Source organism: Micromonospora sp. NPDC048843, assembly GCF_040649965.1.
Lineage (GTDB): Bacteria > Actinomycetota > Actinomycetes > Mycobacteriales > Micromonosporaceae > Micromonospora > Micromonospora hortensis.
Map to the genome: position 1 here is coordinate 23,894 of NZ_JBEZGJ010000011.1, position 25,590 is coordinate 49,483.

21 protein-coding genes are annotated in these 25,590 nt (G+C 72.8%); 12 read left to right on the plus strand and 9 right to left on the minus strand.

The features are described from left to right. Position 1: 1 nt before the first annotated feature. A complete protein-coding gene (locus tag AB0C20_RS04720; RefSeq protein ID WP_266304247.1) occupies positions 2-1,072 on the minus strand; it encodes a zinc-dependent metalloprotease in 1,071 nt (356 codons plus the stop codon). 93 nt (positions 1,073-1,165) lie between these two features. Beyond that, on the minus strand, positions 1,166-2,662 hold the full coding sequence (gene dacB / locus AB0C20_RS04725) for a D-alanyl-D-alanine carboxypeptidase/D-alanyl-D-alanine-endopeptidase (RefSeq protein WP_357567364.1): 1,497 nt from the start codon (positions 2,660-2,662) through the stop codon (positions 1,166-1,168). A gap of 513 nt (positions 2,663-3,175) precedes the next feature. Here dacB and AB0C20_RS04730 point away from each other — a divergent pair. Beyond that, a complete protein-coding gene (locus AB0C20_RS04730) occupies positions 3,176-3,682 on the plus strand; it encodes an inorganic diphosphatase (RefSeq protein WP_099849144.1) in 507 nt (168 codons plus the stop codon). Between the two features lie 31 nt (positions 3,683-3,713). Here the strand turns inward: AB0C20_RS04730 and eccD are convergent, their stop codons facing one another. Further along, positions 3,714-5,117, minus strand: a complete 1,404-nt coding sequence (gene eccD, locus AB0C20_RS04735) for a type VII secretion integral membrane protein EccD (protein ID WP_357183368.1) — start codon at positions 5,115-5,117, stop codon at positions 3,714-3,716. A gap of 101 nt (positions 5,118-5,218) precedes the next feature. Between eccD and eccCa the strand changes: the two genes are divergently transcribed. From eccCa to AB0C20_RS04755, 4 genes are all read left to right on the plus strand, one after another. Next, the gene (gene eccCa / locus AB0C20_RS04740; protein WP_357567365.1) at positions 5,219-9,202 is read left to right on the plus strand and encodes a type VII secretion protein EccCa; all 3,984 of its coding nucleotides are present in this window, start codon (positions 5,219-5,221) and stop codon (positions 9,200-9,202) included. Between the two features lie 74 nt (positions 9,203-9,276). Continuing rightward, the gene (mycP, locus tag AB0C20_RS04745; RefSeq protein WP_357183363.1) at positions 9,277-10,617 is read left to right on the plus strand and encodes a type VII secretion-associated serine protease mycosin; all 1,341 of its coding nucleotides are present in this window, start codon (positions 9,277-9,279) and stop codon (positions 10,615-10,617) included. Positions 10,618-10,669: 52 nt separating this feature from the next. Further along, a complete protein-coding gene (locus AB0C20_RS04750) occupies positions 10,670-11,461 on the plus strand; it encodes a phosphatase PAP2 family protein (protein ID WP_357183360.1) in 792 nt (263 codons plus the stop codon). A gap of 37 nt (positions 11,462-11,498) precedes the next feature. After that, entirely contained in the window at positions 11,499-12,206 is a 708-nt protein-coding gene (locus AB0C20_RS04755) for a phosphatase PAP2 family protein (RefSeq protein ID WP_357183357.1), read from the plus strand. Between the two features lie 19 nt (positions 12,207-12,225). Here AB0C20_RS04755 and AB0C20_RS04760 read toward each other — a convergent pair whose 3' ends face one another. The 6 genes from AB0C20_RS04760 to AB0C20_RS04785 form a co-directional block, all read right to left on the minus strand. Then, complete coding sequence (locus AB0C20_RS04760; protein ID WP_357183354.1) at positions 12,226-13,404, minus strand: MarP family serine protease; 1,179 nt, start codon at positions 13,402-13,404, stop codon at positions 12,226-12,228. A gap of 63 nt (positions 13,405-13,467) precedes the next feature. Next, a complete protein-coding gene (locus tag AB0C20_RS04765) occupies positions 13,468-14,160 on the minus strand; it encodes a CoA pyrophosphatase (protein ID WP_357567366.1) in 693 nt (230 codons plus the stop codon). Further along, positions 14,157-14,840, minus strand: coding sequence for a TlpA disulfide reductase family protein (locus tag AB0C20_RS04770; protein ID WP_357183349.1), 684 nt, complete (start codon positions 14,838-14,840; stop codon positions 14,157-14,159). Before AB0C20_RS04770 ends, AB0C20_RS04765 begins: the two co-directional genes overlap by 4 nt. Continuing rightward, positions 14,837-15,625: an endonuclease III gene (nth, locus tag AB0C20_RS04775; protein WP_357183346.1), complete on the minus strand. Its 789-nt coding sequence runs from the start codon at positions 15,623-15,625 to the stop codon at positions 14,837-14,839. Before nth ends, AB0C20_RS04770 begins: the two co-directional genes overlap by 4 nt. A gap of 41 nt (positions 15,626-15,666) precedes the next feature. Continuing rightward, entirely contained in the window at positions 15,667-16,854 is a 1,188-nt protein-coding gene (locus tag AB0C20_RS04780) for a CapA family protein (RefSeq protein ID WP_357567367.1), read from the minus strand. Positions 16,855-16,865: 11 nt separating this feature from the next. Then, positions 16,866-17,573, minus strand: a complete 708-nt coding sequence (locus AB0C20_RS04785) for an adenosylcobinamide amidohydrolase (RefSeq protein WP_357183340.1) — start codon at positions 17,571-17,573, stop codon at positions 16,866-16,868. Positions 17,574-17,716: 143 nt separating this feature from the next. Between AB0C20_RS04785 and AB0C20_RS04790 the strand changes: the two genes are divergently transcribed. From AB0C20_RS04790 to AB0C20_RS04820, 7 genes are all read left to right on the plus strand, one after another. Continuing rightward, positions 17,717-18,394 (plus strand): Crp/Fnr family transcriptional regulator, encoded by a 678-nt coding sequence (locus AB0C20_RS04790; RefSeq protein WP_007466162.1) that lies wholly within the window; start codon positions 17,717-17,719, stop codon positions 18,392-18,394. A 112-nt stretch (positions 18,395-18,506) separates the two neighbouring features. Next, a complete protein-coding gene (locus AB0C20_RS04795; protein WP_238687058.1) occupies positions 18,507-19,250 on the plus strand; it encodes a metallophosphoesterase family protein in 744 nt (247 codons plus the stop codon). A 369-nt stretch (positions 19,251-19,619) separates the two neighbouring features. Continuing rightward, entirely contained in the window at positions 19,620-20,225 is a 606-nt protein-coding gene (locus tag AB0C20_RS04800; RefSeq protein WP_210780790.1) for a TetR/AcrR family transcriptional regulator, read from the plus strand. A gap of 37 nt (positions 20,226-20,262) precedes the next feature. Beyond that, complete coding sequence (locus tag AB0C20_RS04805) at positions 20,263-21,060, plus strand: TIGR03084 family metal-binding protein (protein ID WP_357183336.1); 798 nt, start codon at positions 20,263-20,265, stop codon at positions 21,058-21,060. Further along, on the plus strand, positions 21,057-22,733 hold the full coding sequence (locus AB0C20_RS04810) for an acyclic terpene utilization AtuA family protein (protein ID WP_357567368.1): 1,677 nt from the start codon (positions 21,057-21,059) through the stop codon (positions 22,731-22,733). Before AB0C20_RS04805 ends, AB0C20_RS04810 begins: the two co-directional genes overlap by 4 nt. Continuing rightward, positions 22,730-23,926: an acyl-CoA dehydrogenase family protein gene (locus tag AB0C20_RS04815; RefSeq protein WP_357567369.1), complete on the plus strand. Its 1,197-nt coding sequence runs from the start codon at positions 22,730-22,732 to the stop codon at positions 23,924-23,926. Before AB0C20_RS04810 ends, AB0C20_RS04815 begins: the two co-directional genes overlap by 4 nt. Positions 23,927-23,981: 55 nt before the next feature. Further along, positions 23,982-25,583, plus strand: a complete 1,602-nt coding sequence (locus tag AB0C20_RS04820) for a carboxyl transferase domain-containing protein (protein WP_357567370.1) — start codon at positions 23,982-23,984, stop codon at positions 25,581-25,583. Positions 25,584-25,590 lie beyond the last annotated feature (7 nt).

The following is a 25,590-nucleotide window of genomic DNA, read 5'->3' on the forward strand; positions in this document are numbered from 1 at the left end:
GTCAGCCAGCGGCCGGGATGGGGCCGGCCGGGCCGTGCACCCGGGCGACCCAGGCGTCCGGGTCACCCAGCTCCGACAGTCGGGGCAGGGTCAGCGGCGAGTTGAAGATCGAGTTGAACCCGTCCATGCCGACGCGTTCCACCACCCCGTGCACGAACTTGCGCCCCTCGGCGTACTGGCGCATCTTGACGTCCACCCCGAGTAGCCGGCGGATCGCCTTCTCCAGCGGGTTGCCCGCCTCCCGGCGTCGGTTGAACGACGCCCGGATCCGCTCCACGCTCGGGATCACCTGCGGGCCGACGCCGTCCATCACGAACTCGGCGTGCCCCTCCAACAGCGTCATCAACGCGGTGAGCCGGTCCAGTACGGCCCGCTGGGCCGGGGTCTGCACGATGTCCAGCACGCTGGTGCGGCTCTCCGAATCACGAACCGCGTCGGACAACGTGGCCACCCCGCGCCGCAACCGTTCGACCAGGTGCTCACTTCCGCTGGACGAGGCGTCGACGAACGCCTGCACCTCGCTGAGGAAATAGGCCCGCATCCACGGCACGGCAGTGAACTGGGTGCGGTGGGTGACCTCGTGCAGACACACCCAGAGCCGGAAGTCCCGAGGGTCGGCGCCGAGCTTGCGCTCCACCTCGACGATGTTCGGTGCGACCAGGAGCAGCTGGCCCGGGTCGGCCGAGAAGACCTCGTACTGGCCGAGCACCCGGCCGGAGAGGTAGGCCAGCACCGTCCCGGCCTGCACCCCGGTGAGCCGGGACCCGATCGCCTCGGTCAACGCGCCCGGTTGCTTGTCGCCGGAGAGCCGACTCACCAGCGGTGTGATCACCTCGCGGAGACCGGCGATGTTCGTCGCGGCCCAGTCGCGGCGATCGACCACCCGGACCGGCGGGTGCGACACCTGCGCCCGCAACCCCGTGTAGTCGGCCACGTGCCCGGCCGCCTCGTCGGTCAGCCGACGCAGGTCGCCGACCACGTCGGTGGCTTCCGCGTACGACACGCGGGGGCCAGACTTGCTCAACGCCCCCGCCGTGGCGGCGGCCAGATCCCAGTCCACGAACTGCGCCATGAACCCACCGTACCCGCGCCGCGACACCCCGGCCCGGGCTCGCGCCCTCGATCGACACCGATGGCGACCGCGTCGCCCCCCGACCGGCGACTGTCAGCCGCAGCCGCAACCGGCCAGCGCTGCGGCGATCCGGTCCAGTGCCGGCTGGGCGGTGTCCCGGTCACCCGGCACCTTGTCGGTGAGCACCGCGAAGGTCAACAGGCGACCATCGGCGGTGGTGACCAGGCCCGCGACGGAGTGCACGCCGGTCAGGGTGCCGGTCTTGGCCCGGACGCTGCCCGCGCCCGCGGCAGTGCCAGCGGCGTTGCGGTAGCGCTCGTTCAGCGTCCCGGACCAACCGCCCACCGGCAGACCACCGAAGACGCCGGCCAGCTCCGGATGGTCCGGACTGGCGGCCAGGCGGATCAGATCGGTCAGCAGCGACGGGCTGATCCGGTTGAGCCGGGACAGGCCGCTGCCGTCGGAGACGCTGATCTCGTCGGCGGGCAGGCCCAGCTCCGCCACCTCGGCGTCCATGGCGGCGGCGCCACCGTCGAACGAGGCGGGCTGTCCGCGGGCCAACGCGACCTGCCGGGCGAGCGCCTCGGCCACCAGGTTGTCGCTCTCGCTGATCATGACGTCGACGAGCCGGATCAGCGGCGGGGACTGCACCACGCCCAGTTCGGTACCCGGTGCCGGGCTGGCGCCGGTCGCCGCCTGAGGCGAGGCAGCGCCCCGCTTCACGGCGGAGGTCGGCACCCCGAGCAACCGGGCGAACGCCTTGCCGGCGGCGAGGTCCGGCTCGGCGAACCGCTGGGCGGACCCGTGCTCGACCCCCGGGTCGGTACGCGCGCCGTCGGTCATCAACGCGGTCATCGCGCCGCCCGAACCGCCGGTGGGGATGTCGTCGTCCCAGCCAGGGCCGTAGACCGGGCCGGAGTAGACCGAACCGTCGACCGTGACACTGGTCGGGGGCGTGCCTCCGAGCGCGGTACGCACCTGGTTGGCCAGGTCGTCGAGGCGCGCCGCACCCGGGTAGTAGCCCTTCTTGTTGATCGCGAGGGTCGGGTCCCCGCCCCCGACGATCACCACCTCGCCGGCCTTCGCGCCGGCCACGGCACGAGTGGGGATCCGGTAGCCGGGCCCGCGGGCCGCCAGCACTGTCACAGCGGTCGCCAGCTTCGTCACCGAGGCGGGCACGGTGCCGTCGTCCGCCCCCTTGGCGAACAGCGTCTGACCGGTGATCACGTCGGCGACCGAGACGTTCACCCGGTCGCCCAGGGTGGCGACGCCGACCAGTGGATCGAGCACGGCCCGCACCCCGTCCGGGGTGGGCACCGGGGCGTTCGAATCCGGGCCGCCCAGCACGTCCGACGGGGCGGGTTCCGGAGTCACGCCGGCCGCTTGCGGCCCGGACCCGGCGTCGTCGCCCAGCCACCCGGCGACCGGGCCGGGACGGGTGATCACGACTCCGACGCTGGCGAGCACCAGCAGGAGCACGGCGGCCAGCAGCACCGGCAGCCGCCTCCGACGGCGCGTCTCGGCGGCTGCGGGCGCGGGCGCAGGCTCGGCGTCGGCGGGTGCCGGCAACGCGGAGATCGGCGGGCCCACCGGGGGGACCCCGCCAGTGCCGGAAGCGGTCAGCGCGGGACCGAACGACGGGCTGAGTGGCGCAGGGCTGACCGGGACCGTGGCACTGCCGCGTGGCGGGCCGCTCACCGGTTGATCACCGCCGGCTACCGGGAAGTGACCCGCGTTCGGAGCGGGCGACGCCGGCCCGGCCGGCGGGCGCCAGGGCAGCGGCGGGGGCCGCTCGGGCACCGTTTCCGGTGCCGGGGCCGGAGCTTCGGGTGCCCGTGGGAGGTGCGCCTCCGGCACCGGGACCCGCCCCTTGGCACTGCCGGAGCCGGATCGTCCGGTACCGTGCGCGGAGCCCCCGTCCGGGCGGTAGTGTGAATCTTCCCTCCCCACGACCCCCTCCTCCCCCAGCGAAAATCGGCTTGGGTGACACTACTTCGGTCCGAAGACTATGCGGCGGCCGGAGTCGGCGGGTGGGCATTCACCTGTCCGGAGGGGTCGCCAGTGGTTCCGTTAGCCAGCGTGGGCAGACGAGGGAGCGTGCAGATGGATTTCGACGTGACGGTTGAGATCCCCAAAGGTCACCGGAACAAGTACGAGGTGGACCACAAGACCGGCCGGATCCGGTTGGACCGCACCCTCTTCACCTCCACCCAGTACCCGGCCGACTACGGGTTCATCGAGGGCACCCTCGGCGAGGACGGCGACCCGCTGGACGCGCTGGTGCTGGTCCCCGAGCCGACCTTCCCGGGCTGCCTGATCCGCTGCCGCACCATCGGCATGTTCCGGATGACCGACGAGAAGGGCGGGGACGACAAGGTCCTCTGCGTGCCCTACGAGGATCCTCGCCAGGAGCACCTGCGCGACATCCACCACCTCGGCGAGTTCGACCGCCTGGAGATCCAGCACTTCTTCGAGGTGTACAAGGACTTGGAGCCCGGCAAGTCGGTGGAGGGCGCGACCTGGGTCGGCCGCACCGAGGCCGAGGCCGAGATCCACGCCTCCTACAAGCGAGCCAGGGACGCCGAGGCCCGCGGCGAATCCATGCACTGACGACCGCTGACGCACCGGGCCCGGGGGCCGCTCAACCGAGCAGCCCTCGGGCCCGGTCGTACAGGTCGAGCACTGCGCAGGCGATCGGCACCACGGCGACCACCAGGGCCGTGTCGGTGAGGTCCGCGATCCTCCCGAGGTACGGCGAGACCGGCCGGCGGGCGTACCCGGTGCCGCTGGCGACCGCCACCAGGGCCAGCGCAGCCCCGCCCAGGACCAGCACCAACCGCCCGGTCCCGTCGGCCCGAGCGACCAGCACGGCACCCAGCGCCGCGTAGCCGGCCAGCCCGGCGAGCACCGTCGGCACCCGGTGTCGCAGCGCCACGAACAGCCGCGACCGCAGCAGCAGCACGGCCGAGGTGACCGCCACCAGCACCCGGCCGGCCGTGCCACCGGCGACCACCAGTACGACAGCGGTGGCCGCCACCAGCAGGGCGTGGCCGATCAGCATCCCGGTGAGAATCTCCTCGGTGCGGATCACCGCGGCGTGCACCCGACCCCGGTCCGGCAGATCCCGCACCCGCTCCGGCTCCTCCGCCGAGGTGGCGGCCGGCAGGGTGATCGGCGGCAGGGGCAGCTTGCCCAGTCGGATGGCCAGCAGCGGAATCACGCCGACGGCGAAGACCAGTGCGCTGAGCAGCACCGCCGCCGTACCGGCCGTGGTCATCAGCAGCCCACCGAGCGCGGCCGCCGCGCCGACCAGGCCGACAGTGACACCGGCCACGAAGACCCGCAGCCGACTGGCCACCCCGAGGAGACCGATCAACGCGGCCAGCAGCAGCGCGACCGAGCCGGCCAGCAGTTCGGGAGCGCCCACCCAGCGGACCGGCCCGATCGGCCCGACCGGGTCGCCGGAGCCGACGGCCAGGGCACCGGCAGTGAACGCGTACGGCAGCGCGTAGCCGCCGAGCGTCGCCCCTGCGGCGCCGTCCCCGTTGGCACGGGAGGCGACCGCGCCGGCCACTGTGAGCACCAGCGCCACCGCGACGGCCGTCAGCCAACCGACCCGGAGCGTCGGGCCACCGGCGAGCAGCGCGAGCAGTCCGACCCCGAGCGGTACGGCGGCACCGGCCAGACCGGCTGCCCGGGTGGCGGTCGGCGACCAGGCGCCGCCGCGGCGGCGTGCACCGTCGGCGATCGCCTCGATGACGTCGTCGTACTCCAACTCGGGCCAGTGCGCGCGGGCCGGCACGAGGTGCAGCACCTCACCGTCGCGGACCCCCTGCGGCAGGAGCGCCTGTGCGGTAACCAGCAACGCCCCGTCGGTGCGGCGGAGCACCCAACCGCCGTGCTGCTCGCCGTCGTCGGCGAGCCCGACACCGGCGTGCCGGAGCACGTCGGGCAGCAACTCGGCCAGGGGCACCTGCTCCGGCAGGGCGACGTCCACCCGTCGTTGCGGCGCGCTGATGGTGACGCGTGCCAGCCCGGTAGTCATCGACTGGTCTCCATATCGACTGGGATCGGAGGCTGCGCGGACGACAGGACTTTACCTACCATGAGCCAGGCTCGGGTTACCCAGCGCTGTCAGGAGGCCGAGTGTCCACCGTCGTCATCAAGCGCCCGCCGCGCCGACCAGCGCCGGAGATTCCCGCCGGTGAGCTGTCGGTCGACGCACCGCCGGAGATCCCCGTGGTGACCGGCGGGCGGTGGCAGCAGATGCTCATGCTGCTGCCCATGCTCGGCGGCACGGTCGCGATGGCGATGATGTTCGGTCGGGGCGGTGGGGCCTACTCGTACGTGGTGGGCGGCATGTTCGGGCTCTCCTCGTTGGCGATGCTCGTGACGTCCTGGGGCAGTGCCTCCGGCACCCCGAAGAAGTCCGAGATGATGGCCGCCCGCAGGGAGTACCTACGCCACCTGGCCACGCTGCGGCGGCGGGTCCGACGGACCGCGGGCCAGCAACGGGCCGGGGTCTTCTACAGGCATCCGGATCCGGGCCGGCTCTGGTCGACCGTGGACAGCCACCGGGTCTGGGAGCGGCGCCCGGCCGACCCCGATTTCGCTGTGGTGCGGGTCGCCGTCGGGCCGCAGACACTGGCCACCCCACTGGTCCCACCGGTCACCCGGCCGCTGGAGGAGCTCGAGCCGATGACCGCCGGCGCGCTACGCCGCTTCCTGGACGCGTACTCCGTGGTTCCGGACCTGCCGGTGGCGCTGTCGCTGCGCAGCTTCGCCCGGGTGCACGTGCGATCCGCCGGCCGCGGCCGGGCGACCACCCCGACCACCGGCGGGCCACCCACCGGCGACCCGGCGGCACAGGCGCTGGTCCGGGCCGTGCTGACCCAGTTGGCGGTCTTCCACGCCCCCGACGAGCTGCTCGTCGCGGTCTGCGCCGGGCCGGAGCGCCGCGCCTGCTGGGAGTGGGTGAAGTGGCTCCCGCACGCCCACCATCCCGCCCGCACCGACGCGCTCGGCCCGGTACGCCTGGTCACCAGCTCGGCCGCCGAGCTGGAGTCGCTGCTGGCCGACGTGCTGGCCACCCGGTCCCGGTTCAGCCCGGCCGGCCCGGCCACCGACGGTCCGCACGTGGTGGTGGTCCTCGACGGCGGCGACCTGACCGGTGCAAGTGACCTGACCGGCGACGGCGGCATCGACGCGGTCACAGTGCTGGACCTGGACACCCCGCCGCCCCGACTGCTGGACCGGTACGCGCTGCTGCTGGAGTTGCACGGCCGGCGGCTGCACTCGCGGTCGTCCGACGGGCACGCCGAGGTGGGCACCGCCGACCAGTTGGACCTGGCCGACGCCGAAGCGGTCGCCCGACGGTTGGCGCCGCTGCGTCTCGCCGGCGCGGCCAGAGGGCCGGACGCCCCGCTCCAGGCCGACCTGGGCCTCCCCGAGCTGCTGGGCCTCGGTGACCCGGAGAGCTTCACTGCGGAACAGGGCTGGTTGCCGCGCTCGGCACGAGACCGGTTGCGGGTGCCGATCGGGGTGGGCGCGGACGGCGGCGCCATCGAGCTGGACCTCAAGGAGTCCGCCCAGGACGGCATGGGCCCGCACGGCCTGCTCATCGGGGCGACCGGCTCCGGCAAGTCCGAGCTGCTCCGCACGCTGGTGCTGGGGCTCGCCGCCACGCACAGCTCCGAGCAGCTCAACTTCGTGCTCGTCGACTTCAAGGGTGGCGCCACCTTCACCTCGTTCGACAGGCTGCCGCACACCGCGGCCGTGATCACCAACCTGGCCGACGCGTTGCCCCTTGTCGACCGCATGGTGGACGCGATCAACGGGGAGTTGGTGCGCCGCCAGGAGTTGCTGCGGCGGGCCGGCAACTTCGCCAGCGTGCGCGACTACGAGCGGGCCAGGGCGGCCGGCAGCCCGCTCGCCCCGCTGCCGTCGTTGCTGCTGATCTGCGACGAATTCTCGGAGCTGCTCTCCGCCAAGCCCGACTTCATCGACCTGTTCGTGCAGATCGGTCGGCTGGGCCGGTCGCTCGGCGTGCACCTGCTGCTCGCCAGCCAGCGCCTGGAGGAGGGCCGGCTCCGCGGGTTGGACACCCACCTCTCGTACCGGATCGGGTTGCGCACCTTCTCGGCGCTGGAGTCCCGGACGGTGCTCGGCGTGGCGGACGCGCACGAGCTGCCCCGCTCACCGGGCCACGGCTACCTGCGTGCCGGCACCGACCCGCTGGCCCGCTTCAAGGCCGCGTACGTCTCCGGTGCCGTCCGCCGTCGGGCCGCGTCGGGCGGCGTCGCCACCGAGGGGGGCGCGCGGCTGCTCACCTTCACCACCCATGTCGTACCGGTGCCCGAGCCGACGGCCCCGGTCGTGCCCGTCGTCACGGAGGAGGAGGGCACCAGGACGCTGCTCGACCTGCTGGTGGACCGGCTCGTCGGGCAGGGCCCGCCGGCGCACCAGGTCTGGCTCCCGCCGCTCGGCCAGCCACCGGCCCTGGACGAGCTGCTCGGTCCGGTCGAGGTGCACCCGAAACGCGGGCTGACAGTCGGCAACCCGGAGCTGCACGGGGCACTCGGCGTGCCGATGGCGGTGGTGGACAAACCGTTGGAGCAGCGCCGGGACCTGCTCTGGCTGGCTCTGGACGGCGCTGCCGGGCACGTCGCTGTGGTCGGTGCGCCGCAGAGCGGCAAGTCCACAGCCCTGCGCACGCTGATCTGCGCGCTGGCGCTCACCCACACACCGGCCGAGGTGCAGGTCTACTGCCTCGACTTCGGCGGCGGCGGGTTGGCCGCGCTGCGCGACCTTCCGCACGTCGGCGGGGTGACCGGCCGCGCCGACCCGACCGCCGTACGACGCACCGTCGGCGAGATGACCACCCTGTTGGTCGACCGGGAACGCCGCTTCGCGGAGCTGGGCGTGGAGTCGATGGCCGCGTACCGGCAGCGTCGAGGGGCAGCGGGGACGGCAGGCCAGCCGGGAGCCGACCCGTACGGCGACGTGTTCCTGGTGATCGACGGGTGGAGCACCATCCGCGGGGAGTACGACGACCTGGAGCCACTCGTCACCGACCTCGCCACCCGGGGCCTGTCGTACGGGGTGCACGTGGTCGCCACGGGGCTGCGCTGGCTGGATTTCCGCCCGGCGATCCGGGACCTGTTCGGCTCCCGGCTGGAGCTGCGCCTCGGGGACCCGACCGACTCGTTGGTGGCCCGGCGCGCGGCCGCCAACGTGCCCGAGCGCTCCGGCCGGGGGGTGACCGCTGAGGGCCTGCACTTCCTCACCGCGCTGCCCCAGCTCGGTACCGCCGGCGGCGACACCGCCGACCTGGTCAAGAGGGTCGCCGACGGGTGGGCGGGCGCTCCGGCGCCCCGGGTGCGGCTCCTGCCGCCGGTGCTGCCGTACGCCGATCTGGACCTCGCCTCGACGACCGGGCTGCGGCTGCCGATCGGGATCGCGGAGGCGGACCTGCGCCCGGTGTTGCTCGACTTCGCCACCGAGCCGCACTTCGTGGTCTTCGGGGATTCGGAGTGCGGCAAGTCGTCGTTCCTGCGCGCGCTGGCCACGTCGATCATCACCCGGTTCACTCCCGAGCAGGCCCGGGTGATCCTCGTCGACTACCGGCGCAGCCTGCTCGGTGCCATCGAGACGCCACACCTGATCGGGTACGGCACCGCGGCGGCACACACCGCCGACCTGGTCGAGTCGGCCGCCGGTTACCTGGAGCGGCGGGCTCCCGGGCCGGAGGTCACCCCGCAGCAGCTGCGGGACCGGTCCTGGTGGTCCGGGCCGGAGCTGTTCGTGCTGGTGGACGACTACGACCTGGTGGCGGCGGGGCCGGCGAACCCGTTGCGCGCACTGGAGGAGCACCTTCCGCACGCCCGGGACATCGGGCTGCACCTGGTGCTGGCCCGCCGGTCCGGTGGGGCGAGCCGGGCACAGTACGAGCCGATCGTGCAGCGCCTGCGCGAGCTGTCCACGGCCGGCCTGGTGATGGCGGGCAGCCCCGAGGAGGGCGCGCTCGTCGGGCCGGTGCGCCCCGGACCGCTGCCGCCGGGGCGTGGTCGGCTGGTCACCCGGCGGGAGGGCGTACGCCTTGTTCAGCTGGCGCAACTGCCGCCGCAATGACCTGACTCGCCGGTTCTTCCCGTGACGGGTGGGGAAACCGGTAATCTCCGATCGTCATGGTTCCGTCGGGATGAATGGCTGGGTATGTGACTGGGGTGCGGCACAGCGGTCCGTCAGCGGCCCGACGAGCGACCGGCCGGGCGCTGCTCGGCGTGGCCGCGGCGCTTGCCGTCGTGGCCCCGACCGCGGCAGCCGTGCCGGTCGCCACGCCCACCAACGGTGGACAGCTCGCCGGCGCGCCGATGGCGTTCGCCCCCGGTGACGCCATCGCCCGCACCGACCAGGTCCGCGACGAGCAGTGGCAGCTCGACGAGTTGCAGGCCGAGACGGCGTGGCGCAGTTCGACCGGCCGGGGCGTGACAGTGGCGGTGGTCGACTCCGGAGTGGACGGAAACCACCCCGACCTGGTTGGCCAGGTGCTGCCCGGCAAGGACCTGGTCGGCCCCGGTGGTGCGCCGGGCCCGGATCCGGTGGGTCACGGCACCACTGTCGCCGGCCTGATCGCCGGGCGCAACGACGACAAGCGGGGCGTGGTCGGCCTTGCACCGGACGCCCGGATCCTGCCGGTCCGCGTGCTCGATGAGGAGAACCGGTACGACGACGCGCTGATCGTCGCCCAGGGGGTCCGCTGGGCGGTCGACAACGGCGCCCGCGTGATCAATCTGTCGCTGGGCGGCAGCGGCGACAGCCCGGCCCTGGCCGCCGCCCTGGACTACGCGTTCGTCCGGGACGTGGTCGTGATCGCCTGCACCGGCAACCTGGCCACCTCCACCAGCACCAAGGTCTGGTATCCGGCGCGGGAGCCGGGCGTGATCGCGGTCTCCGGTCTCGAACGCAGCAGCGACAACATGTGGTCCGGCTCGATCACCGGCCGGGCGACGGTGCTCACCGCCCCCGCCAGCGGGCTGGTCGGCGCCAAGCCTCCCAGCGGGTACTGGCGGGTGCAGGGCACCAGCTTCGCCGCGCCACTGGTGGCGGCGACCGCCGCGCTGGTCCGATCCCGCTATCCGCAGATGCCAGCCGGTGAGGTGGTCAACCGGTTGTTGGCCACCGCCCGGGACCTGGGCCCCACCGGGCGGGACGACCGCTTCGGGTACGGGGTGGTCGACCCGGTGGCCGCGTTGACCGCTCAGGTGCCGCCGGTGACCGCCAACCCGCTGGACGACCAGACGTCGCCGGGCGTGACCGGTTTCGGTCCGGCGCCCGGCTCGGTCGACGACGATCCGGTGGCCGGTGCCGGTGCCGATCCACTCGGTCTCGCGGCGTCCGGTCAGCAGAGCCGCTGGACGGCTCGGGCGGCGGGCGGTCAGGACACCTCCGCTCCGAAGCAACTGTGGACCACTGTCGTGCTCCTCGTCGCTCTGGTCGGTGGTGCGGCAGTGATGGTGCGCCGGCTGCGTCAGCGGACTCGTTGATCGAGGCCGACCGGCAGGCCTGACCGGCTGCCCGGCCGGGTAGAACGGACGCATGAGTACGCACCGGCCGCCCACCCTCGCCCCCACCGGCCAGCCGTCCTGGCGACACCGCCGATTCGACAGGGATCACGCGCTGGGTCTACGACTCACTCTCGCCGCCACTGCGGCGTTCCTGGTGCTGGTGCCGTTCGCGCTGCTCACACTGCTGGTGCTCGGCGCCTGGGCACCGCTGCACCGGCTGGACACGGCGGTCACCGACGCGCTGCACGGCTACGCCCAGGATCACCCGGCCTGGGTCGTGCTGATGCGGGTCTGGACCGAGGTGTTCGCACCGATGCCACTGCGCGCCGTCGCCCTGCTCCTGGTGGTCTGGCTGCTGCGCCGGGGAGCCCGCCGGCTGGCCCTCTGGGCGGCCACCACCATGGTCGTCGGCGGGTTGGTCGGTCCGCTGCTCAAGTTGCTGGTCGGCCGGGACCGGCCGGAGTTGCTGGACCCGGTGGCCCGGGCCGCCGGCTACTCGTTCCCCTCCGGGCACGCGCTGAACGCCACCCTGGCCGCCGGGGTGCTGCTGCTGGTGCTCCTGCCGTACGCCGGGCGCGGGGCGGCGCGGGCCGCGCTCTGGGTGGCGGCGGTCCTGCTCACAGTGGTGACCGGGCTGAGCAGGGTGACGCTGGGCGTGCACTTCACGAGCGACGTGGTGGGTGGATGGTTGCTGGGTGTGGCAGTGGTCGCGGCCACCACCGCCGCGTTCACCAGTTGGCGGGCACACACCGGTCTGCGGCCGGTCCGGCCGACCCGCGACGGCGTCGCGCCCGAGGTCGAGCGGCACCCGGGAGCGGCCTGAGGAGTGACGGAGAGGTCGGCCGGGTACTGGCCGACCCATGTCCGAGACCGTGGTCCAGATCGTCCGGCGGGTGCTGCTGCCGGTGTCCCTCCTGCTCGGGCTCATGGTGCTGCTCGGGGTGCTGGTCACCCGGGTGTTCGCCAGTACCTGGCCGTTCACCGTGGAGGACGCGGTGAACCGCGAGTTGGCCGCCGACCGCACCGGCGACTGGAACAACGTCTCGCTGGTGTTCAGCACGCTGGCCAGCACCCAGATGATCGTCGTGGTCACCGTGCTGGTGGCGTTGACGCTGCGGCTCTGGCTGAAGCGCTGGCGCGAGCCGCTGTTCCTGTGCGCGGCGGTGACCGCCCAGGCACTGGTGTTCCTGCTGACCACGCTGGCGATCGACCGACAGCGACCGGCGGTGGAGCACATGGACGTGTCGCCACCCACGTCGAGCTTTCCGTCCGGGCACACCTCGGCGTCGGTGGCGCTCTACGTCGGCATCGCCGTGCTGCTGGCGCTACGGGCGCGAAGCACCGGAGCGAAGGTCACCTGGTGGACACTGCTGCTGATGGTGCCGCTGGGCGTGGCGCTGACCCGGATGTACCGGGGGATGCACCACCCGAGCGACGTGGTGGCGTCCTTCCTCAACGGCGGCACGTGCGTCGCGATCATGGCCCGCGCGGTGCTGGACCGGGGCCTGCGGTGGGGGCGGGCGACGCTACCGACAGTCAGGCGTCGCGCCCTGCCGGCTCAGGGCTGAGCTGGCCCCGCAGCGACGCTCAGGTGCACTCACCGGTGGCGACCTGCCGGTTGCGTTCGGCACCGGCCAACGCCACCGGGCGGGCCTCGGCCGCCGTCACGGCGAAGCCGGTGTTCGGGTCGTCGGACGCCGCCGCGAAGATCACGCCGAGCACCAGGCCGTTGGCGGACAGCAGCGGGCCGCCCGAGTTGCCGCTGCGCACCAGCGCCCGGATCGTGTAGATCTCCCGGGTCACCTCGGTGGACGAGTAGATGTCCGGCCCCTTGATCCGGTCGACGTCCCGGACCCGCGCCGACTGCGCGTTGTACGGGCCGTCGAGCGGGAAGCCCAGCACGATGGCGTCGGAGCCGCTGCCCGCGTTGCCGGCGGCGAACCGCAGGGACGGCCCGGGCAGCCCGGGCACGAGCAGCACCGCGAGATCCCGGTTCGGGTCGTAGACCACCACCTTGCCGTCGTACCGCTCGCCGCCCAGCTCCACGGCTACCGAACGGGTGCCGGCCACCACGTGCGCGTTTGTCATCACCCGGTCGTCGGCGTACACGAAGCCGGACCCCTCGATCCGGCGCGAGCAGCTGGGCGCGGAGCCGAGCACCTTCACGACCGACTGCTGACCGCTGACCACGATCTGCGAGCCGGCCAGCGCCGGGTCCGGCGGGTCGACCTGGCGGGCCCGGGTGGGCGCGAGGTCACCGAAGACGTCCGGGAACCCGTCGGTGTCGACGGTGTCCTCCAGCGCCGTGGACAGCTCGTGGGCCTGCTCCGGCAGGACCTGGTTGACCACCGTGATCAACGCGCTGTTGCGGACCGAGGCGGCGAGCCAGGGCACCGAGGACGAGCCGAGCGGCACGGCGACCAGCCAGGCGAGCAGGAGCACCGCGAACAGCGAGACGAGCGCGCCACCGACGTCGTCGGCCCGTTTGCCCACGTCGCTGGTGATCGTCTTACGCAGGTGCGAGCCGAGCCAACCGGCGAGTGCCTGCCCGACCACCGCCAGCCCGAAGATGGCCACCAGCGAGATCAGCACACGGGTGCCGGCGTCCACGAACTGTCTGGCGAACAGCGGCCCGAGCTGGAGACCCAGCAGCAGACCCAGGAAGAAGCCGGACAACGACGTGACGCCGATGACGAAACCCTGGCGGTATCCGCTGATCGCGAACACGAGCATGAGCAGCAGCAGGACGAGATCCACGACGGACACGGGTCAAGCGTACGGGCAGTGTGCCCACCGGATGACCATCGCTTGCGGATGGTGACCGTGCGGTCAGCGCAGGGCGTTCTCGTCTGCCTCGTCGGTGCCTGCGGACGGGGCCGGTGTCGCCCCGGTCGGCGGAAGCTCCACCACCCGGCCGCGCGGCCATGGACGGGCCCAGCCGCCCATCTCGAGCAGTGTGGCGAGCACCCCGGCGGTGAAGCCCCAGACGAGCATCCCGCGCGCCGAGAACGCCGGCCCGATCCAGCCGCTCGGGTGCCGGACGCGCAGTCGGTTGGCCGGATCGACCAACTCGCTGACCGGCAGGCGGGCGACGTGCGCCACCTCGGCCGGCTCCCGTGGGTGCACCGGGTGCGGGTCGTGCCACCAGGCCAGCACCGGCGTGACCACGAAGTCGCTGACCGGGATCCACAGTTTCGGCAGCTCGGCCAGCACTGTCACGCTGCCCGGGTCGAGGCCCACCTCCTCGTTCGCCTCGCGCAGGGCGGTGGCGCGGACGTCGGCGTCCTCCGGGTCGGCCGCCCCCCCGGGAAAGGCGGGCTGGCCGGCGTGGTTGCGCAGGGTGGCGGCGCGTTGCAGGACCAGCACGTCGGGACCCGCGCCGGGCTGCTCGCCGAGCAGCACCAGCACGGCGCTCTCCCGACCGCCCTCGGCCGGCGTGGTCAGCCTGGTGAAGTCCTCGGCGCGGGCGGTGCCCAGCCGGGTCAGCAACGGCTCGATCCACTCGGGTGGCCGACGGGTCACGCCGGCACCGCCAGGCCGAGGTGCTGGCGGACCAGCTTGGCGAGCTTGGCGTCGTCGAGAGCACCGCTGGCGTCGACGTGCCGGAGCTGACCGTCGGCGTCGACGAAGAGGGTCAGCGGAATGGCGTTGCGCTTCAGCTCGCGCTGTAGCGCCTCGCCCTGATCCACCAGGATCGGGAACCGGACGCCGAAGTCCTCACCGATGGACTGGGCGCCGCCCCGGCTGTCCCGACTGTTGACACCGACCACCTGGAGCTGACCGGCGGCCCGCTCGCTGAGGCGTTGGAAGGCGGGCAGCTCCTTACGGCACGGCGGGCACCAGGAAGCCCACACGTTGATCACCGCCGGCCCGGCCACCTCCCGCAGCACGACGGGGGCACCGCCGGTGAAGCAGGAGAGCGTCAGCTCGGGCAGCGCCGACCCGCCAGCGGCGCGGGCCGTCGTGCCGGAGGCCGTCGGCCCCGAGCCGGGCGACGCGGGAGTCGCCGTTGCGGGGGCCGCCGTGCCGGCGCCGGGCGGCGCGGCGGTGGGTGCCGTGCTCAGCGTTGTGCAGTCCCGGAACGGGGACGGTCGCTCAGCCGCGGCCGGACGGGGAGCTGGCTCGTCGTCGGTGGGGCCGCTGGTGCAACCGGTGACGACCAGCAGCAGCGGCAGGACGGCGAGGGCGAGTCGGCGGTTCACGGCACCTCCGCCGCGATCGCCTGCGCCGGCACCAACTCCGGGTCGACTCCGGCAGCCACCGCGAGGTCGCGCGCCCGAGGGCCCTTGAGCAGCTTGGCGGCGGCCGCCGGCTCGGTCGGGCCGGTACCGTACGAAGGGCAGAGCTTCGCGAGCGTGCAGGCGCCGCAGGCCGGCTTGCGGGCGTGGCAGACCCGTCGCCCGTGGAAGATGATCCGGTGCGAGAGCATGGTCCAATCGCGCTTGTCGTACAGCGCGCCGATCGCGTGCTCGATCTTGACCGGGTCGGTCTCGGTGGTCAGCCGCCACCGGTGGACCAGCCGCTGGAAGTGCGTGTCGACAGTGATTCCCGGGACGTCGAAGGCGTTGCCCAGGATCACGTTGGCGGTCTTGCGGCCGATGCCGGGGAGCGTCACCAGGTCGACGAGCCGGCCCGGGACCGCGCCGTCGTACCGGTCGAGGAGGGCCTGACCGAGCTTGAGCAGTGAGTCGGTCTTGTTGCGGTAGAAGCCGGTGGGCCGGATCAGCTCCTCCATCTCGCCCCGGTCGGCGCCGGCGTACGCGGCAGCGCTCGGGTAGCGGGCGAAGAGCTTCGGGGTGACCTCGTTGACCTTCTTGTCCGTGCACTGCGCGGACAGGATCGTGGCGACGGCCAGCTCCAGAGCGTTGGAGTGGTCCAGCTCACAATGCGCGTCGGGATGCGTCTCGGCCAGCACCCGGCCGATCTTGCGGGCACGGCGTTTGCGCCCGAGATCGGTCTCGCTGGCACCGGGAGGGCTACTGGTCACGACGGTCAGCCTACGTCGCACCCCGGACGCTCCTCGTCGGGTCAGCCAGCGGTCGGTGCCGAGATCTTTCCCTGCCCGTCGAGGCGAGCGCCGCCCTTCGGGAAGTCGGCGCGGCTCAACTCGGTGACCAGGCCCAGGCCCCGGTCGTCCGGGTCCATGGTCGGCTTCCCGGCGGAGTTCATGTACGTCGAGGTGAACGAGCCGCCGGCCCAACTGCCGTCCGGCTTGAGCGACACCTTCAGCACCCCGCCCCAGCCGAGGCGGCCGGCGTTGCTCAGCGAGTTGCCGCCGCCGGCGAAGTTGCCAAGGCTGTACGCGATCAGGCGCCCGTTGTAGAACTCCATCCCGCGCAGCACGTGCGGGCCGTGCCCGACGATCAGGTCGGCGCCGGCGTCGATCATGGCGTGCGAGAACTTCACCGGGTCGCCCCGGTTCTCGCCGAGGAACATCTCGGTGCCCGGCTTCACCCGGGTCTTGTCGGCGCCCTCGCCACCCATGTGCACCTGCACCACTACCAGGTCGGCCATGGTGGCGGCCTTGGCGACCACCGCCTTGGCCTTGTCGATGTCGACGAGGCTGTTGGACCAGACGTACGACGAGAAGCCGGCGACGGCGACCTTGACGCCCTTGACGTCGACCACCGTGATCTCGTTCGGTGCGCCGGTGTGCTCCAGGTCGTACTTCTTCAGGGCCTTCTGGGTGTTCTCGTAGCCCTTGGGCCCGTAGTCGTAGCCATGGTTGTTGGCCTGGTTGAGCACGTCGAAGCCGGCGTCGCGCAGGTGGGCGGCGTACTCCGGCGGGGCGCGGAACTGGAAGCAGCGGGTGGAGTTCGCCCCGCACTTGCCGGTGCCGGTGTCGACGGTCAGCGGCTCTTCCAGGTTGCCCATCACCAGGTCGGCCTTGAGCGCCTCGGTGACCGAGTTGAAGAAGCCCTTGCCGCCGGCGGCGGGCAGCCGGCTGGGCGCGTTGCCCATGATGATGTCGCCGGTGGCCGAGAGCGAGATCGCGCCACCCTGACCTGACGATGCGGGCGCGGTGGCCTTCGGGCCAGCCGTGGAGACCGGCGCGCCGGTGCCACCACCTCCAGCGCCGGGCTGCCAGACGGGTGCCTCACCACCGGAGTCGGCACAGCCGGCCACGAGGAGGGCAGCCAGCAGCGCGGCGAGGGCGAGGGCGAGGGCGAGGCGGCGGCGGCGCGGGCGGGACGCGAGGGGGGCGGGAGCATACATCGCCCGCGACCCTACCGGTCGTCAAACGCGCCGACGACAGCCGATCGGTTGGACTTTGCGCCGCTGAGCTGGTCGGACCACGGCACGACCGGCCGGGAACCCCCGGCGAGCACCGCCGCGTGCACCGCTCGGGCGAGCGGAGCGCCCCAGGTGGAGCGCGGCCCGCCGTACGCGGCCTCCGGCCCGTCCACCGGGCAGAGCACTGTGACCGCGTCGGTGGGCGTGCCGGTCCCCGGCACCCCCAGCTCGGCGATCGCCTGGGTCTTCGCCTCGGTCGCCGTGGCCACCGCGTTGACCAGCGCCGAGTCGGCGAGCCGGGCCGGCACGTACACCACGATGTTGACAGTGCCGACGCGTTCGGTGAGCGCGGCCGGCGCCGGAGCGGCAGCGGGCACCGGCGTGCCGAGCCCGACCGTCGCCCAGGCCCGCACCCCGGCGTCGGTTCGCCCCATCACCTCTGTCACATCGACGCCGGTCAGCAGACCGATCCCGGGCCCGTCGAGAGCAAGCTCGGCGGCGAGCGAGGCCAGGTGGGCCGCAGGGTCCTCCCGGTCGTACGACATCGGTACCGTCGCGTTCAACACCCACCGCCGGACCCCGATGCCACCGCCCAGCGGGGCACTGCTGACCGCCCGCAGAGGCACGTCCGCGCGCCAGACGAGCAGCGGGACGCGCCGCCCGTCCTCGGCGCGGCTGGTCAGAGTCGGCTCGCTCAGCACGTCGGGCAGGTTACGCCCACCGATCAAGATTCCAGGGGCGACCTCTGATTCATGCTCACGTGCGCCTAGACTTGGCGGCGCGCGAGGGGATCAGCGGACGGCGGCCCCGGCCGACGGACGGCACGCGCAACCGGAGGTGCGCAATGGACGAGGTACTGGCCCGCAGCGGGATCTTCCAGGGTGTTGACCCGGAAGCTGCCGAGGCGCTTGCCAAGGAGATGGAGACGATCGAGGTCCGCAAGGGCGAGATCGTTTTCAATGAGGGCGAGCCCGGTGACAGCCTCTACATCCTGCTGTCCGGGAAGATCAAGGTTGGTCGCCGCGCAGCGGACGGCCGGCAGAATCTCATCGCGGTGATGGGGCCGTCGGACATGGTCGGTGAGCTGTCGCTCTTCGACCCGGGTCCGCGCACGGCGACCGCCACCGCGGTGACCGACACCCGGCTGGTGCGGCTGCGTAAGCAGGCGCTGCGGCCGTGGCTCAACAACCGCCCGGAGATCGCCGAGCAGTTGCTCCGGGTGCTCGCCCGGCGGCTGCGCCGGACCAACGACTCGCTCGCCGACCTGATCTTCACGGATGTGCCGGGCCGGGTCGCCAAGAACCTGCTCCAGATGGCGGGCCGCTTCGGCACCCGCGACGGCGGCGTTCTGCGGGTGACCCACGACCTCACCCAGGAGGAGATCGCCCAGCTCGTCGGCGCCTCCCGGGAGACCGTCAACAAGGCGCTTGCCGACTTCGCCTCGCGTGGCTGGCTGCGGTTGGACGGCAAGAGCATCATCATCCTGGACCCGGAGCGCCTGGCCCGTCGCGCCCGCGTCTGAGCAGCACCCGACGTCCCCGCCCGCCGTCACCGACGGTAGGCGGGGACGTTTGCCGTCTGCCTGACGCAGAATCGCTGGCCTGGAGGCGGGGCCCCCGGTGAGGGTGGGGCGCATGGTGAACCGAGTAGCGGTGCTCTCCGACATCCATGGTGTCCTGCCGGCGCTGGAGGCCGTACTGGCCGAGCCGGACGTCGCCACCGCCGATCTGATCGTGCTCACCGGTGACATCGCCGCGGGCCCGCAACCGGTCGAGGTGCTGGACGTGCTCGCCGGCCTGGGCGACCGGGTGTGCTGGGTCGGCGGCAATGCCGACCGCGAGCTGGTCGAGGCCCGGTCCGGCCGCCCTGCGTCGATCGAGGTGTCGAACTGGGCCGCCGGGCAGTTGCGCGACGACCAGGTGGCCCGGCTCGCCGGGCTGCCGGCGACGGCGACGCTGGAGATCGACGGCCTCGGGCCGACGCTGTTCTGTCACGCCACGCCCCGCGACGACGAGGAGGTGGTGCTCGTCGACTCCCGGATGGCGCGCTGGGTGGAGGTGTTCGACGGTCTCCCCGCCGAGGTCTCCACGGTGGTCTGCGGCCACACACACATGCCGTTCACCCGGCTGGTCGACCGGCGTCTGGTGGTCAACCCGGGCAGCATCGGCATGCCGTACGGGGGCGCGGGCGCGTGGTGGGCGCTGCTCGGGCCAGGCGTCCAACTGCGCCGCACCGCCTTCGACGTGGACGCGGCCTGCGCCCGGGTGGCGGCCGAGTCGACCTTCCCCGACGCCGCCGCCTGGGCCGACGAGTACCTGCGCTCCCAGCACAGCGACGTCGACGCGCTGACCGCCTTCGGCCCCCGCGACGGCCGCTGAGCAGGCACTGAGCCGGGCGGCGGACGGACGGCGGACGGACGGCGGACGGACGGACGGCGGACGGACGGACGGCGGACGGACGGACGGCGGAATGCCACTCTGGGAGCCTTTGGAGCTGAATCGTTTGCGGCATCAGCCGTAGGTGATCGGCAGGCCGATGCTCGAACGAGGTCGACGGGCACGGTCGGACGACGTCGACGGGCACGGTCGACGGGCGATTCGTTTGTGACATCAGCTCCATAGCGCGACGAGCCACCCATGCCGACCTCCCGCCCCGCCCCGCCTCACCCCACCGCGAGCCACCGGAGCGTCACCAGCTCAGAAAAAGTCAGTCTTGACTGTTTGTTTCGTAGGCAGCAGGCTGTCTCCGTGCCCACCTCATCGACGCGTGTCCCTCAGCAGGAACGCAGCCGCGCCACCCAGGCCCGGCTGCTGGAGGCGACAGTCGACTGCCTGATCGAGCACGGTTGGTCCGGCACCACGACCACAGTCGTCGCGGCGCGGGCCGGTGTTTCGCGCGGGGCACAGCTGCATCACTACCCGACGAAGGCGGCGCTGGTGACGGCCGCCGTGGCCCATCTGGCCGAGCGCCGGGCCGACGAGTTGCGTACCGAGGCCGAGGCGCTGCCGGCCGGCCCGCAGCGGTTGGACCGGGTTGTCGACCTGCTCGCCGTGGCCTTCACCGGGCCGCTGTTCGTAGCCGCGCTGGAGCTCTGGGTCGCCGCCCGCACCGATCGGGAGCTGCGTGACGCCCTGGTGCCGCTGGAGGCGACGGTCGGGCGGGAGATGCACCGGCTCACCGTCGCCCTGCTCGGTGTCGACGAGCGGAGACCCGGTGTCCGCGAAGCGGTGCAGGCCACGCTCGATCTGCTCCGTGGGCTCGGGGTGGCCAACCTGCTCAGCGACGACTCCGCCCGCCGGGCCGCCCTGTTGACCACCTGGAAGCGCCAGCTCGCCACCCTGCTCACGCCCTGACCGCCGGCCGCACCGGCCACCACCGACCGGAGGCACCATGGTCGACCTCAGCGACCTGCTCACGGACCTGGCCGACGAGTCCGCCCAGCTGGACGCCCTGGTGGCGCCCCTGCCCGTGGCCGACTGGGCGAGGCCGACCCCCGCGCCGGGCTGGAGCATTGGGCATCAGATCGCCCACCTCGCCTGGACCGACCACGTCGCGCTGTTGGCCGCGACCGATCCCGAGGCGTTCTACGCGACGGTCACCGCCGCTCCGGACGTGACCCGACTCGTCGACGTCGGCGCCGAGGAGTTCCTCGCCCCGCCAGCCGAGCTGCTGACCCATTGGCGGGCCGGGCGAACCGCGCTCGTCGACGCACTGGCTGCCGTTCCGGCCGGTGGCAGACTGCCGTGGTACGGCACCCGGATGTCGGCCACCTCGATGGCCACCGCCCGGATCATGGAGACCTGGGCGCACGGCGCGGACGTGGCCGACGCCCTCGGCGTGATCCGCCCCGACAGCGACCGACTCCGGCACGTGGCGCACCTGGGCGTGCGTACCCTCGGACACGGCTTCGCCGCGCACGGCCGGGAGGCACCGACGGCGCCGGTCCGGGTCGAGCTGGTCGGGCCCGGCGGGGAGGCCTGGAGCTGGGGTCCGACGGACGCCGCCGACCGGGTCGCCGGCCCGGCTCGGGACTTCTGCCTGCTGGTCACCCAGCGCCGACACCGCGCGGACCTCGCTCTGGTCGCCACCGGGGCGGTCGCCGACGAGTGGCTCGACGTGGCGCAGGCCTTCGCCGGGCCGCCGGGTGATGGCCGGCAGCCGGCCGGCGGGATCGGGGTACGGGCATGATCCGCATCGGCAACGCCTCCGGCTTCTACGGCGACCGCTTCACCGCCTGGCGGGAGATGCTCGACGGTGGTGAGCTGGACGTGCTTACCGGCGACTACCTCGCTGAGTTGACCATGCTGATCCTTGCCCGGGACCGCCTGCGCGACCCCGACCTGGGCTACGCGAAGACGTTCCTGCGGCAACTGGAGACCTGCCTCGGCACCGCCCTCGACCGGGGGGTGCGGATCGTGACGAACGCCGGCGGGCTGAACCCGGCCGGCCTGGCCGCCGCCATCGAGAAGCTCGCCGACCGGCTCGGCCTGCCGACACGGGTCGGGTACGTCGAGGGCGACACCATCCAGCGACCGGACGCGTTGAGCGCCAACGCCTACCTCGGCGCGTTCGGGATCGCCGCCTGCCTCGACGCTGGCGCGGACGTGGTGGTCACCGGCCGGGTCACCGACGCGTCGCTGGTGGTCGGCCCGGCCATCGCCCGGTACGGGTGGGGCCGCGACGACCTCGACGAGCTGGCCGGGGCCACCGTCGCGGGGCACCTCGTCGAGTGCGGCGCGCAGGTCACCGGCGGTAACTTCAGCTTCTTCACCGAGCTGCCCGACGGCGGCCACCGGCCCGGGTTCCCGATCGTCGAGGTGCACAGCGACGGCTCCTCGGTGGTCACCAAGCATCCGGGCACCGGCGGCGCGGTCACAGTGGAGACGGTCACCGCCCAACTGCTCTACGAGATCGGTGGGCTTGCGTACCTTGGGCCGGACGTGGTCACCCGACTGGACACTGTGACGCTGCACCCCGACGGGGCGGACCGAGTCCGGATCTTCGGCGTACGGGGCACACCGCCGCCGGCCACGCTGAAGGTGGGCGTCAACAACCTCGGCGGCTTCCGCAACTCGATGACGTTCGTCCTCTGCGGGCTGAACGTCGAGGCGAAGGCGGCACTGGTCCGGGGGCAGGTCGAGGAGGCGGTGGGCAAGGACGGGCTGGAGTTCACGCTGGCCCGGACCGACCATCCGGACGCCGTCGACACCGAGGCGGCCAGCGCCCTGCTTCACGTACACCTGCGCGACGGCGACAAGGCGCGGGCCGGGCGGGCGTTCTCGGCCGCCGCTGTGGAGTTGGCCCTGGCCTCGTACCCGGGCTGCACGCTGACCACGGTGCCCGGTGACGCGACACCGTACGGCGTCTTCACCGCCGACGCCGTGCCGCAGGGCGCGGTGGCGCACGTGGCGGTGCTACCCGGTGGCGAGCGGGTGCCGATCGCTCCGCCGATCCGCACCGCCCCCACCTCGCCGGACGAGTCGGCCCCGGGTGGTGACCCGGCGGTCGACGGCCCTACCCGGCGCGGGGCGCTCGGCGAGGTGGTCGGCGCACGATCCGGGGACAAGGGCGGGGACGCCAACCTCGGTGTCTGGGCGCGTTCCGACGCCGGGTACGCGTGGCTGCGGACCTGGTTGACAGTCGAACGGCTGGCCGAGCTGGTGCCCGAGACCGCTCCGCTGTCGGTGCGGCGCTACGAGTTGCCGAACCTGCGCGCCGTCAACTTCGTGATCGAGGGCCTGCTCGGCGCCGGGGTGGCCGCGTCCACCCGGTTCGACCCGCAGGCCAAGGCACTCGGCGAGCTGCTGCGCGCCCGGATCGTCGACCTGCCGGCCGACCTTGCGACGGGGGTATCCCGATGAGCATCGTGGACACTCCGGAGCGCCGGCAACTACGCGAGCTGACCCGGGCGTTCGTGACCCGGGAGGTGTTGCCGCACCTGGACGACTGGGAGCGGGCCGGCGAAGTGCCTCGGGCGCTGCACGCGACCGCCGCGAAGCTCGGTCTGCTCGGCATCGGCTTCCCGGAGTCCGTCGGTGGCAGCGGCGGTGACCTGCTCGACTCGATCATCGTGACCGAGGAGCTGATCCGCTCCGGTGGCTCGTCCGGGCTGGTGGCGGCCCTGTTCACGCACGGGATCGCGTTGCCGCACATGGTCGCGGCGGCCGGTGCCCGCACCGGTGGCTCGCTGGGCGGCCGGCTCGGTGGCGTCTCGTCCACGGCCGACGACAGCCTGATCGAGCGGTACGTGCGGCCCACGCTGGCCGGCACGATGATCGGCGCGCTGGCCATCACCGAGCCGGACGGCGGTTCGGACGTGGCCGGCATCCGCACGACCGCCCGCCGTGACGGCGACCATTACGTGGTGAACGGGTCGAAGACGTACATCACCAGCGGACACCGGGCCGACTTCGTGACCACCGCGGTGTGCACCGACTTCCCCGGCAGCGGTGAACTCACCCTGTTGGTCGTCGACAAGAGGTCGCCCGGGTTCACGGTGGGACGCCGGTTGGAGAAGCTGGGCTGGCACTGCTCGGACACCGCCGAGCTGTCCTTCGCGGACGTGCGGGTGCCGGTCGCCAACCGGATCGGCGCGGAGAACACCGGCTTCCTGGCGATCATGCAGCACTTCGCGGCGGAACGGCTGTCGCTGGCGACCCAGGCGTACGCGACAGCGCAGCGCTGCGTCGAGTTGGCGGTGCGCTGGTGCCGGGACCGGGAGACGTTCGGGCGTCCGCTGGCCAGCCGGCAGCTCATCCGGCACCGGTTGGCCGAGATGCACACCCGGGCCGAGGCGGCCCGGTCGTACGTGCACGGGGTCGCGGGTCGGGTGGCGGCTGGCGAGCCGGTGGTGACCGAGGTGGCGATGGCGAAGAACGTGGCGGTGGCCGCCTGCGACCACGTCGTCGACCAGGCGTTGCAGTTGCACGGCGGGTTCGGCTACCTGCGCGACGCCGAGGTGGAGCGGCACTACCGCGACGCGCGGATCCTCGGCATCGGTGGCGGCACCACCGAGATCATGAACGAGATCATCGCGAAAGGCATGGGCCTGTGAGCGCGAGGAGTGAGCCGGGTCTGCGAGCCCCGCAGTCGCGAACGAAGGAGGCACGGTGACCACACTGGACAGCGCAGTCGACCCGTCCGCGCCCTCGTACCTGGCGAACCGAGCGGCGTTGCTGGAGCGGTTGACCGAGTTGGACGCCGCGCTGGACCAGGCGCGGGCGGGTGGTGGCGACAAGTACGTGACCCGACACCACGCGCGCGGCAAGCTGCTCCCCCGGGAGCGGATCGAGCTGCTGGTGGACGCCGACAGCCCCTTCCTGGAGTTGTCGCCGGTCGCCGCGTACGGCTCGGACTTCCCGGTCGGGGCCAGCGTGGTCACCGGCATCGGGGTGGTCGAGGGCGTGGAGTGCCTGATCGTCGCCAACGACCCGACGGTACGCGGCGGCGCTGTCAACCCGTGGTCCCTCGCCAAGACCCGGCGGGCTGGCGAGATCGCCCTGGCCAACCGGCTGCCCATGGTCAATCTGGTGGAGTCGGCCGGGGCGGACCTGCCCACCCAGGCGGAGATCTTCATCCCCGGTGGTCGGGTGTTCCGTGACCTCACCCGGCTCTCGGCGGCCGGCATCCCCACTGTCAGCGTGGTCTTCGGCAACGCCACGGCCGGTGGCGCGTACGTGCCGGGGATGTCCGACCACGTGATCATGATTCGGGACCGGTCACAGGTCTACCTGGCCGGTCCGCCGCTGGTGAAGATGGCGACCGGCGAGGTCACCGACGACGAGTCGCTGGGTGGCGCGGCGATGCACGCCGGCACGTCCGGGCTCGCCGACTACCTGGCCGCCGACGAGCGGGACGGCATTCGGCTGGCCCGGCAGTGCGTCCGCCGACTGAACTGGCGCAAGCAGGGCCCGTCGCCGCGGACGGCGGTGCCGCAGCCACCGAAGTACGACCCGGAGGAGTTGCTCGGCATCACCAGCGCCGACCTGAAGGTGCCGTTCGACCCGCGGGAGGTGCTGGCCCGGATCCTGGACGGCAGCGACTTCGACGAGTTCAAGCCGGCGTACGGGGACGCGCTGGTCACCGGTTGGGGTGAGCTGCACGGTTACCCGGTGGGGGTGCTGGCGAACGCCCGAGGGGTGCTGTTCAGCGCTGAGGCGCAGAAGGCGGCCCAGTTCATCCAGCTCGCCAACGCCTCGAACACCCCGTTGATCTTCTTGCAGAACACCACCGGCTACATGGTGGGCACCGAGTACGAGCAGCGCGGCATCATCAAGCACGGCGCCCTGATGATCAACGCGGTGTCGAACTCGACGGTGCCGCACCTGACGGTGAACCTGGGCGCCTCCTACGGGGCGGGCAACTACGGCATGTGCGGCCGGGCGTACGAGCCGAGGTTCCTGTTCACCTGGCCGAACGCGAAATCGGCGGTGATGGGCCCGGCTCAGCTCGCGGGGGTGCTGTCGATCGTGGCCCGGCAGGCGGCCGCCGCACGGGGGCGCGACTACGACGAGGACTCCGACGCGGCGATGCGTTTGATGGTCGAGCAGCAGATCGAGTCGCAGTCCGGCGCGCTCTTCCTCTCCGGCCGGCTCTACGACGACGGGGTGATCGACCCCCGGGACACCCGGACCGTCCTCGGGCTCTGCCTATCGGCGATCCACAACGGACCGGTGAAGGGCGCCGACGGTTTCGGCGTCTTCCGGATGTAGACCGTGA